This window comes from Methylosinus sp. RM1, from assembly GCF_011378635.1.
Classification (GTDB): domain Bacteria; phylum Pseudomonadota; class Alphaproteobacteria; order Rhizobiales; family Beijerinckiaceae; genus Methylosinus; species Methylosinus sporium.
This window is the reverse complement of record NZ_WOVC01000024.1, coordinates 24,315-37,509: the sequence shown is the minus strand read 5'-3', so window position 1 is coordinate 37,509 and position 13,195 is coordinate 24,315. Positions and strand designations below refer to the sequence as shown.

15 protein-coding genes are annotated in these 13,195 nt (G+C 64.2%); 10 read left to right on the top strand and 5 right to left on the bottom strand.

Annotation, left to right across the window (positions count from 1 at the left end):
* Positions 1-3 precede the first annotated feature (3 nt).
* From FMZ75_RS15405 to FMZ75_RS15395, 3 genes are all read right to left on the bottom strand, one after another.
* Positions 4-759, bottom strand: a complete 756-nt coding sequence (locus tag FMZ75_RS15405) for a TadE/TadG family type IV pilus assembly protein (protein WP_142862978.1) — start codon at positions 757-759, stop codon at positions 4-6.
* Positions 756-1,352: a TadE/TadG family type IV pilus assembly protein gene (locus FMZ75_RS15400; protein WP_246728997.1), complete on the bottom strand. Its 597-nt coding sequence runs from the start codon at positions 1,350-1,352 to the stop codon at positions 756-758. Before FMZ75_RS15400 ends, FMZ75_RS15405 begins: the two co-directional genes overlap by 4 nt.
* 77 nt (positions 1,353-1,429) lie before the next feature.
* Positions 1,430-1,897 (bottom strand): pilus assembly protein N-terminal domain-containing protein, encoded by a 468-nt coding sequence (locus tag FMZ75_RS15395; protein WP_142862980.1) that lies wholly within the window; start codon positions 1,895-1,897, stop codon positions 1,430-1,432.
* 226 nt (positions 1,898-2,123) lie between these two features.
* Here FMZ75_RS15395 and FMZ75_RS15390 point away from each other — a divergent pair, with 226 nt between their 5' ends.
* The 10 genes from FMZ75_RS15390 to FMZ75_RS15345 all read left to right on the top strand — a co-directional run bounded on the left by FMZ75_RS15390 (position 2,124) and on the right by FMZ75_RS15345 (position 11,127).
* The gene (locus FMZ75_RS15390; protein ID WP_018265749.1) at positions 2,124-2,288 is read left to right on the top strand and encodes a Flp family type IVb pilin; all 165 of its coding nucleotides are present in this window, start codon (positions 2,124-2,126) and stop codon (positions 2,286-2,288) included.
* 139 nt (positions 2,289-2,427) lie between these two features.
* Positions 2,428-2,592, top strand: a complete 165-nt coding sequence (locus FMZ75_RS15385; RefSeq protein ID WP_142862981.1) for a Flp family type IVb pilin — start codon at positions 2,428-2,430, stop codon at positions 2,590-2,592.
* A gap of 137 nt (positions 2,593-2,729) precedes the next feature.
* Positions 2,730-3,236, top strand: coding sequence for a prepilin peptidase (locus FMZ75_RS15380; RefSeq protein WP_166144008.1), 507 nt, complete (start codon positions 2,730-2,732; stop codon positions 3,234-3,236).
* Positions 3,237-3,375: 139 nt separating this feature from the next.
* Complete coding sequence (cpaB, locus tag FMZ75_RS15375; protein WP_166144006.1) at positions 3,376-4,161, top strand: Flp pilus assembly protein CpaB; 786 nt, start codon at positions 3,376-3,378, stop codon at positions 4,159-4,161.
* A gap of 31 nt (positions 4,162-4,192) precedes the next feature.
* Positions 4,193-5,674, top strand: coding sequence for a type II and III secretion system protein family protein (locus tag FMZ75_RS15370; RefSeq protein WP_246728996.1), 1,482 nt, complete (start codon positions 4,193-4,195; stop codon positions 5,672-5,674).
* Between the two features lie 23 nt (positions 5,675-5,697).
* Entirely contained in the window at positions 5,698-6,423 is a 726-nt protein-coding gene (locus tag FMZ75_RS15365; RefSeq protein WP_142862985.1) for a CpaD family pilus assembly protein, read from the top strand.
* Positions 6,423-7,673 carry a CtpF protein gene (locus tag FMZ75_RS15360; RefSeq protein ID WP_166144002.1) on the top strand — a complete coding sequence of 417 codons (1,251 nt, stop codon included), beginning with the start codon at positions 6,423-6,425 and terminating at the stop codon, positions 7,671-7,673. The genes FMZ75_RS15365 and FMZ75_RS15360 overlap by 1 nt, the downstream gene beginning before the upstream one ends.
* A 32-nt stretch (positions 7,674-7,705) precedes the next feature.
* On the top strand, positions 7,706-9,139 hold the full coding sequence (locus FMZ75_RS15355; protein ID WP_166144000.1) for a CpaF family protein: 1,434 nt from the start codon (positions 7,706-7,708) through the stop codon (positions 9,137-9,139).
* Positions 9,140-9,154: 15 nt separating this feature from the next.
* A complete protein-coding gene (locus FMZ75_RS15350) occupies positions 9,155-10,126 on the top strand; it encodes a type II secretion system F family protein (protein WP_166143998.1) in 972 nt (323 codons plus the stop codon).
* Between the two features lie 29 nt (positions 10,127-10,155).
* Positions 10,156-11,127: a type II secretion system F family protein gene (locus FMZ75_RS15345; RefSeq protein WP_166143996.1), complete on the top strand. Its 972-nt coding sequence runs from the start codon at positions 10,156-10,158 to the stop codon at positions 11,125-11,127.
* Here FMZ75_RS15345 and FMZ75_RS15340 read toward each other — a convergent pair.
* Positions 11,099-11,995, bottom strand: a complete 897-nt coding sequence (locus tag FMZ75_RS15340; protein ID WP_108916525.1) for a tetratricopeptide repeat protein — start codon at positions 11,993-11,995, stop codon at positions 11,099-11,101. The two genes, FMZ75_RS15345 and FMZ75_RS15340, sit on opposite strands and share 29 nt — an antisense overlap.
* A 66-nt stretch (positions 11,996-12,061) precedes the next feature.
* Entirely contained in the window at positions 12,062-13,129 is a 1,068-nt protein-coding gene (locus tag FMZ75_RS15335) for an FUSC family protein (protein WP_166143994.1), read from the bottom strand.
* Positions 13,130-13,195: the final 66 nt, after the last annotated feature.

Genomic DNA, 13,195 nt, shown 5'->3' with positions numbered 1-13,195 from the left:
CGCTCACGGCGTGCCGGGCGTGCAATTGGTTCCGCTCGTCATGTAATATTGAATGTGATTGGGGCTGTAGGTGTTGCGCACCGGCGAATAGCTGGTGCGCGACATCTGCGGCGTCGCGGTCTTCAGCCAGGTGATCGTGCGGCTGAACGAGGGCTGATAAGTGTAGATCACATCGGCGACGATGATCGATCCGACGGTGGGCGTAACGCTCGTCGTCGTCGAGCCGCCGCCGGCGTTGGCCAGCGTCACCGATTTCGCGGTCGTATAGCTCGTCGGCATCGAGTTCGGGTCGACGGGCGCCACATCGGCGGCGTTGAGCTTGGCGACTCCGCCGATCTTGCAGGGTCGCAGCGCGCCGGAGTTTCTGGTGACGCTCCATTGCACGGTGGCCTTGTAGCCGCTCGTCTGAGTGGCGTCGGCGACGATGGCGACCTCGGAAATCGTCATCTTCAAATTGGCGCTCGGCAGCGGCGCCATCAGCGTCGTCGCGGCGGAGAAGATCGCTTTAATCGTCGTCTCGTCGATCCCTGCCTGGCCGGGATTCGAGCCGCCGGTCAATTGCTGCGCGGCGAGATCCGAGAGCGTATGCGCGACGAGCTCGACCTTTTGACTCGCGCGCTGCCCGAGCGCCAGCTCCGCGAGGCCGAGATAAACGACGAGGACGAGCGGCAGCATGAGCGCGAATTCGACCGCGGCGAAGGCGCGATTCTCCGCGAGGAGGGCGCGTGCGTCGCGGCGCTCGGCGCAGGGGCGGCTCACGTCGGCTCCACGCGAAAAGCGGCGACGCCGAACAAGAGATGCGTCCAGCGATTGCTGTAAGCGACCTCGCCGCTGGTCGTCTTGCCGAGCGTTATGCCGGTCAAAATTCCGCCGGTGAGAATGGCCGTGACCGCCGGCATGGGATAGACGATGCGCACCACGGCGATATGTCCGGGGGCCGGCATTGTGATCGTCGCGCTCGACGACGGAGGGGCGAGATAAAAGGCGTTGGAGGTGGAGGCGCTCGACCAGTCCGTTCCAGTGCCGACGTCGGCGATGTCGACGAGAAGCTTCGAGCAATCGAAGGATTTGCTCAGCGTGCCCGCGGCGACGGCGCCCGTCGACTGCCATGTGCAGACGTAATTATCGATGAAGCTCTGATAGGTCATGCTGCCGAGGCTGTGCGTCAGCACGGCGCGGCTCGCACGTTGGGTGGCGATCTGCAGCTGCTGGCTCTTGAAATAGACGATGCCGGTCTCGAAAATCGCGCCGAGCAGACCGAGCATCGGGACGAGCACCATAGCGAATTCGACCGCGAGCGCCGCGTCGCGATCGCGGCCGAATCGAATGAGGCTCGCTGTGAGGCTGCGCATCGCCTGTCGCGATGAATTCTCTTCTCCGCTCATGTCTCGAACCCATATGGCCCGAAAGGGCGTGTGACGCAGCTTTGTCAGCGCTTGGGCGATGAGGAGGCCTCGTGCTGCTTGACCGCTTCGAGAACGCGCGCCGTATAGTCCTTGTCGTCGCCGAGATCGACGGTCGGCGCGCAATCGGGCGCGCACGCATAGGATTCGCGTCGGGCGCCGCGCAGCACGACCAGCTTGTTCATAGGCTGAACCACGGTGATGGTTTCCTCGCCGACCTGATTGCCGGTCGGATCGAGCAGAATGAGATTGGTCGACCCGAAGCTTTTTCCCGTGACCACCATGAGACGATTTGTCTTCAGCATGGTCACATCGGCGACGAGCGGATTGCCGACGATCAGCGTCTGCGCTCCTTCCGGCATACGCACGACGCGAGCGTGATCGATATCGACGAAGACGCCGCGTCGCTCGCCGTCGCGCGCCACTGCGACGCCGGCCGAGACCGTCACGCCGACCAGCAGCGCCAAATAACCAGAAAAACGCGTCGAGCGCATCACGCACCTCTGAAACAATCCGTGCCTTTGCGAGGCTCCGGCTCGAGAAAACCACGTAATAGTGAATCATTGCTGAAAATGAGACGGAGCTGCGATTTCGCGCGGCGCGGTCGACAATGGGATTAACGCGTTTGCAAGAAGTTCTACGTAGGGTCTCGAACGGTCCGGCGAGCGTGTTCGACGAGCGCGCCGCGGGGATGCAGTCAATAGAGCGAGGAGCACGAGTATGAAGAGCTTGTTTTCGCGGTTCGTAAAGGACGAGTCCGGCGCGACCGCCATCGAATACGGCCTGATCGGCGCGCTGATTTCGGTCATCATCATCACCGCGGTGAAGCTCGTCGGCAGCAACCTGTCCCAGACCTTCAACAAGATCGCTCAGAATCTGAGCTGAGGTCGGGCGGGGGACGATCTCGTCGCCGCCGCGACGAGAGCTCGTCAGCGCTCGCAAATCCGCCGCAGGCCGGCTCGAACGGGCCGGCCGGCTCGGTCAGCCGGCGTCGAATTGCGACGCCAAATATCGGGAGTGGACGATGAAATCGTCGTTTTTGAAATTTCTCGACAATGAGTCCGGCGCCACGGCTATCGAATATGGCCTGATCGGCGCGCTGATTTCCGTTATCATCATCACGGCCGTGAAGCTCGTGGGCAGCAATCTGTCCGAGACCTTCAACAAGATCGCCCAGAACCTCAGCTGAGCGATCACGACTCGTGCGCGCGCGTCGGCTCCTCGCCGCGCGACGCGCGAATCGCGCGCGCTTTCGGCGCGCGCAACGCAAATTCGAGAGGCGCCTTTGTCGCAGATGAAAAAGGCGCGGCGACAGGAACGACGCTCATGATCGCAGCCGCCGCCGCGCTGATTCTCTTTCCGGCGCTCATGGCGTTTTCGGCCTTCGCCGATCTTCTCACAATGACGATACCCAACCGCGTCTCGCTGGCGCTCGTCGGCTTCTTCGCCGTCTTCGCCGCATGGGCCGCAATGCCGCTCGACAGCGTGCTCTCGCATGTCGCCTGCGGAGCGGCGGTTCTGGTGGCGACGTTTTTGATGTTCAATCGCGGCTGGATGGGGGGCGGCGACGCCAAGCTCGCCTCCGCAACGGCCTTGTGGCTCGGCTTCGAGCAACTCGCCGATTACGCGCTCGTGGCGTCTCTCGTGGGCGGCGCGCTCACTCTCGCGATCCTCGCTCTGCGCCGATACGAGCCGCGCTTCGTCGTCGATTCGCCCCGGCTCGCTCATTTGTGCGACGCGACCGAGGGGGTCCCATATGGAATCGCGCTGGCGATCGCCGGGATCGCGGTCTATCCGAATTCCCAGCTCTGGACGCTGCTCACGGCGGCGTGATTTGCGCGGAGCGCGAAAGCCGCGCCGCTGCGAATCCGGAAATGAGCCGGTCTCTTACCGGCGATTAACCATAATTTGACGTTTTTCCGCTTTCATTCGGATTGCTCCGTTCTAGCTGGGGCGATCGGACTGGAAGCAAATGAACAAGGCGCAGATCGTGGTTCTCGGCGTCGCTGTCGCAGCGGGCGGCGGAGCCTTTCTGATGATGAGCGGAACGGCTCCCGAGGCGCCGAAGATCGTTCAAATGATCCCCACGCAGCCGCAGACTGACAATGTCTTGGTGGCGACGCGCGATCTCTCTTACGGCACGGCGCTCGCGGAGCCGGACACAAATTGGATCGAATGGCCGATCGGGGCCGTGCCGCAGGGCGTGCTGCGCAAGAGCGAGGCGCCGAACGCCAAAGAGGAGCTGCGCGGCTCCTATGTCCGCAATCCGATCTCCAATGGCGAGCCGGTGCGGCGCGAGCGACTCGTCAAAGGGCCGACCGCCGGGCTGATGTCGACGCTGCTTCCTGCCGGACATCGCGCCGTCGCGATCGACATTTCGCCCAACACCACCGCCGGCGGATTCATACTTCCCAATGATCATGTCGATGTGATGCGCACATTCCGCGACGCCGATCGCGGCCGCGAAGGCGCTGCCGATCTCTCGTCGGAAATCATTTTGACCAATGTGCGCGTGATGGCGATCGGGCCGATCGTCGAGACCAAGAACGGCGAATCCGTCGTCACCGGGGCGACCGCCACGCTGGATCTCGAGCCGCGCCAGGCCGAGCTCGTCATTCTCGCGCAGCGCACTGGCCAATTGGCGCTCATGCTGCGCTCCATGGCGGACGCGCATGACGACGACAAGCAGGCGTCGGCGGCGGACGACTCGCTCACGGTCGTGCGCTTCGGCGTCCCGACAACCATGCGCACGCGGTGACGCGATGCTGCTCATCGAAGGACGGCGCCCTATGGCGAAAATCGAAAGCGGAACGAAGCGCATGAACGCCTCGGCGTGTCGTCTGTCGGGAGCCGCGGCTCTCGCGATCCTCGCGCTCACGGGCGTCTCGTTGGCGGCGGCTCCGGCATTCGCCCTGGAGAGGCCGGGAGTCGAAACGGGCTCGGACGCGCTGTTGTCGCGGCGCATCGCCATGGGCGTCGGCAAATCGATCATCGTCGATCTGCCGGCGGAGGCGTCTGAAATCGTGATCGGCAACCCCAAGGTCGCCAACGCCGTCGTTCGTTCGGCGCGCAAGCTCTACATCATGGGCGCGGAGACCGGTCAAACCACGATTTTCGCCATCGATCGCGCCGGGCGGCAGATCGCCAATCTCGAGATCAGCATTGGTCGCGACGTCGGCGAGCTCGGTCCTCTGCTGCGCGCCGCGCTTCCCAAATCGAACATTACGGCGCGCACGGTGAATGACACGATCATCCTCACGGGCACTGTGGAGTCGGCGGCCGAGGCGCAGCGCGCCGTCGACATCGCCAAAGGCTTCGCCGCCCGATCGGCTTCGTCGCAGGGCAATGGAGCGGGCGGTGAAGGGCTCGTCGTCAATGCGCTCACCATCAATACGCAAGATCAAGTGATGCTGAAGGTCACCGTCGCCGAGGTGCAGCGGCGCGTGATCAAGCAGCTCGGCGTTTCGGCGCAGAGCGCCGGCGAGACGATCCTCACCGGCGGCTGGGGCAAGCTGGTTCAGCAAAACCCCTTTGCGATAAATGGGGCGCTCACCACGAGCGCGTTGAGCCTCAACGGACCGAACGGCACGACTGCGACGATCCAGGCCTATGAGCGCTACGGCGTCTCGCGCATCCTCGCCGAACCGACCGTCACCGCGGTCTCGGGAGAGGCCGCCAAATTCACGGTCGGAGGCGAAGTCGCGGTGCCCGGCAACGGAAATTGCGTCAGCAGCTCTATCCTCTGCACCGTCGGCATCGTGTTCAAGCAATATGGCGTCTCGCTGAACTTTACGCCGGTGGTGCTCGCCGAAGGACGCATTCTTCTGCATCTGGCCACCGAAGTGACGGAGGTCGACTACCAAGGCGCGCAAACCTACAATGGCGTCACAGTTCCGGGCTTCAAGACCCGCAAGAACGAGACGAGCGTCGAGCTGCCCTCCGGCGCCTCCATCGCAACGGCTGGGCTCTTGCAGCAGAAGTCGGATCAAGCCGTCAACGGTCTGCCCGGCTTGCTCAATCTGCCCGTGATCGGGACGCTGTTTCGGTCGCGCGACTATCTCCGCAACGAGACCGAGCTGCTCATCGTCATCACGCCCTATATCGCGCGTTCGATCCAGGCGCGTGACGTGGCGCGGCCGGACGACGGTTTCGCGGACGCCACCGACCCGCAGGCATGGCTGCTCGGGCGCGTCAATCGGCTCTACGCCAATCCCCAACATCCGCAAGCGGTTCCGCGCCTGAAGGGCCGCATCGGCTTCATTCAGGACTGAGCGCGGGCGAGGAGCGGTCTCATATGTCTATCCGACTGAACAGCGCGAAACTCGAAGTCTTCGCGGTGAGGCTCGCCTGCCTCGCAGCGATGGCGCCGCTCGCCGGCTGCGGCGTGAACAGAACGTTGCCGCCGCGCGCCGTCGCGCAAGATTATCGCGACCGCCATCCCGTGGCGCTCGCGGACGCCAGCGTCTCGATCGATGTTTTTCCGTCGCAGGGTGTCGACTTTGCGACGACGGGGCGCATTCGCGACTTCGTTTTGCGATATCGGCGCTTCGGCCATGGCCAAATCACGCTTCTCGCGCCGACCGGCGCCAAGGACCAGCTCGCGGCGCGCAGCGGCGTCGACGCCGTGAGACGCATATTGGCCGAGAATGGCGTCTCGGGCGCCGTCTATGTCGCCTCTTATCCGGTCAGCGATCCCAATCTCGCCGCGCCGGTGCGGCTGTCGTTCCAGGGCGTTCGCGCGAAGGTCGCCGGACGCTGCGGCGAATGGCCGGCCGATCTCGCTTCGGCGAGCTCGCTCGAAGGCTGGGACAATACGACCTATTGGAATTTCGGCTGTGCGAGCCAGACGACATTCGCGGCGCAGATCGACGATCCTCGCGATCTCGCGGCGCCGCGCGGCGAAACGCCCGCCGATATCGAATCGCGAATGCGTGCGATCGGCAATGTGCGCAAAGGCGCGGATCCCGCGACCAATTGGCGCGTCAAGGGATCGAATATCAGCGGGGTTGGAGGCGGTTGATGAAAGAGCAGTCGGCAATAGCGGAAAGCGACGCGGCGCAGATCGCTCCGTTACCGCGCATTTCCGTGCAGGCGTTCTGCGAGACGCCGGAAGCCGTGGCGGTGATGAATTCGGCCGCCTTGGATCGCCGCATGGACAAGGCGCATGTCAAAGTCCATATGGGCGGCGTCGTCGCGGCGATCGAGGCGTTTCGATCGGCGCCGACGCCCAATCTGATCGTGCTCGAGGCCGTCGGCGAGCGTCATGCTCTCATTTCGCAGCTCGAGACTCTGGCGGAATCCTGCGATTCCGGCACAAAGGTCGTCGTGCTCGGCCATGTCAACGACATTTCGCTCTATCGCGCGCTGATAGCGCGAGGCGTCAGCGACTATATTGTCGCGCCGATCGATGTGCTCGGTTTCATCTCCCGTATTTCCGATCTCTACAACAACAGCGCCGAGGCGCTCGGGCGCATCGTCGCGATCGCCGGCGCCAAGGGCGGCGTCGGCGCCTCTTGCATCGCGCACAACCTCGCTTGGTCGATCGCGCGCGCGCTGCAGATGCAGACCGTCGTCGCCGATCTCGATCTGCCTTTCGGCACTGCGGGGCTCGACTTCAATCAGGACCCGCCGCAGGGCGTCGCCGAGGCGGTGTTCGCGCCGGATCGCGTCGACGCCAATCTCATCGACCGACTGCTGTCGAAGTGCAGCGATCAGCTGAGCCTGCTCGCGGCGCCGGCGACGGTCGATCGCCTCTATGATCTGCCGGAGACCGCCTTCGACGCGATCATCGACACGCTGCGGGCGACCGCGCCCTGCACCGTTCTCGACGTTCCGCATCAATGGTCCTCCTGGACGAAGCGCGTGTTGATCGGCGCCGACGAGGTGGCCATCGTCGCGGCGCCCGACCTCGCCAATCTGCGCAACGCCAAGACGCTCGTCGATCAGCTGCGCGCGGCGCGTCAGAACGATGCGCCGCCCAAGCTCGTCTTGAATTTCGTCGGCGTTCCGAAGCGCCCGGAGATCGCGGTGGCGGATTTCGCCAAGGCGATAGAGATGGAGCCATCGGCGATCATTCCCTTCGACCCGAAGCTGTTCGGAGCCGCGTCGAACAATGGACAAATGATCGCCGAGGTCGAGCCTGGCTCGAAGCTCATCGAGCAATTCGACGCGCTCGGCCGCGAGCTGACGGGGCGCGCCGTGAGCCGCAAGTCCAAGAGCGGATTGCTCGCGCCGCTGCTCGATCGTTTGTCGCGAAAGCTCGCCGGTTGACGAGCGACGCATAGGCGTTACGGGGAGATCGCATGTTCGGAAAGCGGACCAATGTCGGAGCGGCGCAGACAGGAGCCGCGCGGCCAGCGCAGCAGCCGGCGCCGGTGAGCAAGGCTCCGGCGCCGGTCGCGGAGCCGGTGATGGCGGTGGCGGCGCCTGCCGCCGAGCAAAAGCGCTCGGAGCAATATTACGTCACCAAAAGCATGATCTTCGGCGCGCTCATCGAGGCGATCGATCTCGCGCAGCTCTCCAAGCTGGAGCCGGAAAGCGCACGCGACGAGATCAGGGACATCGTCAATGAGATCGTCGCGATCAAGAATGTCGTCATGTCGATCGCCGAGCAGGAGGAGCTGCTCGAGGATATTTGCAACGACGTGCTCGGCTATGGTCCGCTGGAGCCGCTGCTCATGCGCGACGACATCGCCGACGTCATGGTGAATGGCGCCGCCAAGACCTACATAGAGGTGGGCGGCAAGATCCAGCTCACCAACATCCGCTTCCGCGACAATGCGCAGCTGATGAATATCTGCCAGCGCATCGTCAGCCAAGTGGGCCGCCGCGTCGACGAATCCTCGCCGATCTGCGATGCGCGCCTGCTCGACGGCTCGCGCGTCAATGTCATCGCGCCGCCTCTGGCGATCGACGGCCCGGCGCTCACCATTCGTAAGTTCCGCAAGGACAAGCTCACTCTCGATCAGCTCATCCGCTACGCCTCCATCTCGCCCGAAGGCGGCGAAGTGTTGAAGGTGATCGGCCGCGTGCGCTGCAATGTGCTGATTTCCGGCGGCACGGGCTCCGGCAAGACGACGCTGCTCAACTGTCTCACCAATTATATCGACACCGACGAGCGCGTGATCACTTGCGAAGACGCGGCTGAATTGCAGTTGCAGCAGCCGCATGTGGTGCGCCTGGAGACGCGTCCTCCCAATCTGGAAGGGCAGGGGTCCGTGACGATGCGCGATCTCGTCAAGAACTGCCTGCGTATGCGTCCCGAACGCATCATCGTCGGCGAGGTTCGCGGGCCGGAGGCGTTCGACCTTCTGCAGGCGATGAACACTGGCCATGACGGCTCGATGGGCACGCTGCACGCCAACTCGCCGCGCGAGGCGCTCGGCCGTCTCGAATCCATGATCACCATGGGCGGCTTCTCGCTGCCGGCCAAGACGATCCGCGATATGATCGTGTCGTCGATCGACATTATCGTGCAGGCGGCGCGCCTGCGCGACGGCTCGCGTCGCATCACCCATATCACCGAGGTGCTCGGCCAGGAGGCGGATGTCGTCACGCTGCAGGATCTCTTCGTCTATGAGATCCTCGGCGAGGACGCCAATGGGCGCATCATCGGCCGCCATCGTTCGACCGGCGTCGGCCGGCCGCGATTCTGGGAGCGCGCGCGCTACTATGGCGAGGAGAACCGGCTCGCCGCGGCGCTCGACGCCGCCTCAGTCATCGACGACGAAAATTGATCGCGGGACCAGACTATGGATCCTCAGTCGCTCCTTTCCGCAGCGCTCGTCATGCTCTCCGTCGGCGGAGTGATGTACGCATTCGTCTATCCCTATCTCTCCGGCGAGATACTGGCGCAGAAGCGGACGGCGGCGCTGATGTCGTCCACCGATCGGCGCCGCGACGCGCGCAATGGCGATCCGGCCAAGCGTCGCAAGGTGATTCAGGATAGTCTCAAAGATGTCGAGACCAAGAAAAAGGCGAAAGTGACGCTCGAGCAGCGTATCGCGCAAGCGGGGCTCACGACGACGCCTCCGATCTTTCTCCTCGCTTCCGCGGCCTTCGGCTTCGTCATCGCTTTCGTCGCTTTCGTGTTCAATTCCGATCTTCTCGTCGCGCTGGGCGCGGGCGTCGTCGCCGGCGTCGGCGCGCCGCATTGGCTGCTGGGCTTTCTGGCGAAGCGGCGCATCGCCAAATTCATCGCCGAGTTTCCGGGCGCCGTCGACATCATCATTCGTGGCGTCAAAGCCGGCCTGCCGGTCGCCGATTGCTTTCGCATGATCGCGGGCGAGGCGCCGGAGCCTGTGCGCAGCGAGTTTCGTCAGATCGTCGAGTCGCAGACGATCGGCCTGTCGATCGCCGAGGCGACGGAACGCTTCGCAGAGCGCGTTCCGGTGGCGGAAGCGTCGTTCTTCTCGATCGTGATCAGCCTTCAGCAGAAGGCGGGCGGCAATCTCTCCGAGGCGCTCACCAATCTCGCCAGCGTGCTGCGCGAGCGAAAGAAAATGAAGGCCAAGGTGAAAGCCATGTCGGCCGAGGCCAAGGCGTCCGCCGGCATCATCGGCAGCCTGCCGTTTCTCGTCGGGCTCGTCGTCTGGTTCACCAATCCGGCCTATATCGGGGTGCTTTTCAATACGACGGTGGGCAATATCATCATCGGAGCGAGCCTGCTCTGGATGGCGATCGGCGTCTTCATCATGCAAAAGATGATCGACTTCGATATTTGAGCGGTCGAGTCGAACGAAAGGTCTGGTTCATGGAGAAGATCGTCGAATTCGCGACCAATGGGCGGCTGGTTTTCAGCGTCCTCGTCGCAATGTCGGTCATCGCCACCATCTGGTCGATCGGCGCGACATTTCTGCAAGGCGACACATTGACGAAGCGCATGAAGAGCGTCGCCAATGAGCGCGAGCGCATCAGGGCGCGCGAGCGCGCGGCGGCCAAGGCCGACGGCGGCGGTCTGCGGCAGCAGCCCAAGCAATATATGAAGAATGTCGTCGACCGCTTCTCGCTGTCGACATGGCTCAACACCGACGACGCCAAGCTGCGCCTCGCCTCGGCCGGCTATCGCGGGCCGCAGGCGGAGGTGGCGTTTCTGTTCTTCCGCCTGGTGGCGCCGATCGCTTTCGCGCTCTTTGCGGTGTTCTATCTCGTCGTGCTCGACGATTCCGATTGGCCCTTGCTCACGAAAACGGGAATTGTGATCTTCGCGACCTATCTCGGCGTCAAGGCGCCGGAGCTGTTCATCAGCAATACGATCACCAAGCGGCAGGAGAGTATGCGCATCGCTTTTCCCGACGCGCTCGATCTTATGCTGATCTGCGTCGAATCCGGCATGTCGGTCGATCACGCATTTCGCAAAGTGGGACAGGAGATCGGCGTGCGTTCGGCCGCGCTGGCGGAAGAGTTCGCGCTGGCGACGGCGGAGCTCTCCTACCTGCCGGATCGTCGGCAGGCGTTTCAGAATTTGACGGCGCGCACCGGGCTCGAGAGCGTGAAGCAGATTTCGACCGTGCTCATTCAAGCCGAGAAATATGGCACGCCGCTCGGTCGCGCGCTTCGCGTCACCGCGCAGGAGAGTCGCGACATGCGCATGGCCGAGGCCGAGCGCAAGGCGGCGGCTCTGCCGCCAAAGCTCACTGTCCCGATGATTATTTTCTTCCTGCCGGTGCTGATGGTCGTCGTTATGGCGCCGGCGATCATTCAGGTGATGTCGCAGAGCTGGTGAGCGCGCCGAGCTTTCCGCGCGGCGCGGGCGTTTCGGCGCTCTTTCGCTTCGTCTTCTCGCTGTAGATCTGGATCTCGCGCCAGCTGTTGGATTGCGCGATCATCTGGCGGATGGAGGCGACATTGGCCGCAGCGTCGATCGGCGACAGATCATAGCGAGACCAATTTTCGGCCTCGTCGAACTTGCCTTGCAGCGCGAGCACGAGCGCGAGATTCTGGCGCACGCGCATGTCGGCGGCGGGCTGCGCGGCGGCCGTCAGCAATGTGCTCTCGGCCTGCGGCAGCTGCTTGGAGAGCGCGTAAGAGAGGCCGAGATTGGAGAGCACTTTCGGATCGTCGGGCTTGATCTTCAGAGCCGTCTGATAATAGTCGCGCGCTTCTTCATGATGGCCGAGCTGATCGGCGATCGAGCCCTGCGCGGAGAGCACCGACCAGTCCGGGCGTTCGGGAGTATGGGCGCGCGAGAGCACATCGGCCGCTTCGCGCAGGCGCCCCGCGTCGGCGAGCGATTTGCCATAGGCGCCGAGAACGGCGAGATCGTCGGGATAGCGAATGGCCAGCCCTTGCAGCACGGCGACGGCCTGGACATTGCGGTCGAGCGCGTGAAGCGCGCGCGCATATGTCAGAGCGACGGATTTGTTCTTCGGGTCGGCGTCGAAGCGATGGCCCCATTCCTCGGCGAAGCGGCGTAGCTGGGCTTCGTCGGTCGGCAGCTCGGCGCGTCGCGTCGCGCCGAGCGATCCGGCGCCGATCGATCCGGTGACGTCGGAGAACGGCTGGGCGCAGCCGGAGAGCGCGAGCAGGGCGCAGATCGCGAGCGCGCTCGGCGCGCTGCGGCGGCGCGACGCGACGAAATTGGACGAGAACATCGGGCGACCCTCTCTTGCGGTTGAACCGTCTGGGTCGAGCAATAAATCGTTAACCTTGCCGCTTCCTTAACGAGCGCGTTCGGCGATCCTGCGATCGAGCTCCTCGAGGTCGCCGCGCCATTGCTCGAGCGCGAAGCCGAGCGCGAAGACGTGCTCGACGCGTTCGACCGGCAGGCTGCGCAAAATACCTTCTTCGCGCAGTGTGGCGATCTCTCCCGAATAAGCGTCGAACGCCGCTTCCAGCGAGGCGCTGACGTTGGGCGCTCCCGCCGCGGTCAGCGCGGCGCCGCAATCGTGAAGATGGGCGGCGGCCGTTTCCGCGATCGCGGCGAGCGGCGCCTCGAGCCGCAGACGCAGCGCGTCGGGCAGAGGAGTGACCGCGGCGCGGCCGATCATCACGAGGTCGTGCCGCATTCGCAGCAAGGCGCGCAACAGCGGCGCGAGATCGGGTTCGGCGTCGAGGAAGGCGATGCGCTCATGGCGCGCTTCCTGCTCCATTTTGTCGAGGCGGGCGAAGGCGTCGCCGACGCCGCGCAGCAAATCGCGAATGGATTCTGGATCCTGCGGGCGCGCAAAGCCCGAAAACAGCACAGGCAGCGCCCTGGCCATGAGGTCGAGCATGTCGGCGCCGGCCTCGAGCGCGAGAATGCGCGCGCGCGCCGGAAAGACGAGATGCGACACGAACAGCGCCACCGCGCCGCCGAGCGCCACCTCGAGCACGCGATCATAGGCCGAGTGAAAGGCCGTGACATGCGTGATGGTCGGCGCGAGCACGACGATGACGCCGGTCGCCGGCGCCACGGAGAAGCGCGGCGTCAGCGCGGAGAGCAGGGCGAGCGGGGCGATGGCGAGGCCGAGCAGCAGGAGCAGCGCGAGCTCATGCGCGCCGGGCACGTAATTGGAGACGAGCCCGGCGTAGATCGCGCCGCCCAACGTGCCGAAGGAATAGTCGATCGTCGCCTTCACCGAGCGGCCGACGCTCATTTGCGTGAGGATGACCGCCGTCAGCACAGCCCATAAAATCATCGGTGTGCCGAGGAGATGGCCGATTCCGAGCGTCGCCATAGCGGCGATGGTGATCCGCGCGCCGAGCGCGAGCTGGGCGCGATAGCGGGAGAGCGGGCCGATTTCCATACGGGCTCCTATATCGTCTTCGTGTCCTTGGCGTCTTGGTGGTAAACAAGCCGCAAAGACGCGAAT

What these genes read in the sequence shown, in the direction of transcription:
- FMZ75_RS15395 (WP_142862980.1), bottom strand. Translation starts at nt 1,897, where the DNA reads ATGCGCTCGACGCGTTTTTCTGGTTATTTGGCGCTGCTGGTCGGCGTG.
- FMZ75_RS15355 (WP_166144000.1), top strand. Translation starts at nt 7,706, where the DNA reads ATGTTCGGAAAGCGGACCAATGTCGGAGCGGCGCAGACAGGAGCCGCG.
- FMZ75_RS15370 (WP_246728996.1), top strand. Translation starts at nt 4,193, where the DNA reads ATGGCGAAAATCGAAAGCGGAACGAAGCGCATGAACGCCTCGGCGTGT.
- FMZ75_RS15385 (WP_142862981.1), top strand. Translation starts at nt 2,428, where the DNA reads ATGAAATCGTCGTTTTTGAAATTTCTCGACAATGAGTCCGGCGCCACG.
- FMZ75_RS15335 (WP_166143994.1), bottom strand. Translation starts at nt 13,129, where the DNA reads ATGGAAATCGGCCCGCTCTCCCGCTATCGCGCCCAGCTCGCGCTCGGC.
- FMZ75_RS15360 (WP_166144002.1), top strand. Translation starts at nt 6,423, where the DNA reads ATGAAAGAGCAGTCGGCAATAGCGGAAAGCGACGCGGCGCAGATCGCT.
- FMZ75_RS15390 (WP_018265749.1), top strand. Translation starts at nt 2,124, where the DNA reads ATGAAGAGCTTGTTTTCGCGGTTCGTAAAGGACGAGTCCGGCGCGACC.
- cpaB (WP_166144006.1), top strand. Translation starts at nt 3,376, where the DNA reads ATGAACAAGGCGCAGATCGTGGTTCTCGGCGTCGCTGTCGCAGCGGGC.
- FMZ75_RS15365 (WP_142862985.1), top strand. Translation starts at nt 5,698, where the DNA reads ATGTCTATCCGACTGAACAGCGCGAAACTCGAAGTCTTCGCGGTGAGG.
- FMZ75_RS15350 (WP_166143998.1), top strand. Translation starts at nt 9,155, where the DNA reads ATGGATCCTCAGTCGCTCCTTTCCGCAGCGCTCGTCATGCTCTCCGTC.
- FMZ75_RS15400 (WP_246728997.1), bottom strand. Translation starts at nt 1,352, where the DNA reads ATGCGCAGCCTCACAGCGAGCCTCATTCGATTCGGCCGCGATCGCGAC.
- FMZ75_RS15380 (WP_166144008.1), top strand. Translation starts at nt 2,730, where the DNA reads ATGATCGCAGCCGCCGCCGCGCTGATTCTCTTTCCGGCGCTCATGGCG.
- FMZ75_RS15345 (WP_166143996.1), top strand. Translation starts at nt 10,156, where the DNA reads ATGGAGAAGATCGTCGAATTCGCGACCAATGGGCGGCTGGTTTTCAGC.
- FMZ75_RS15340 (WP_108916525.1), bottom strand. Translation starts at nt 11,995, where the DNA reads ATGTTCTCGTCCAATTTCGTCGCGTCGCGCCGCCGCAGCGCGCCGAGC.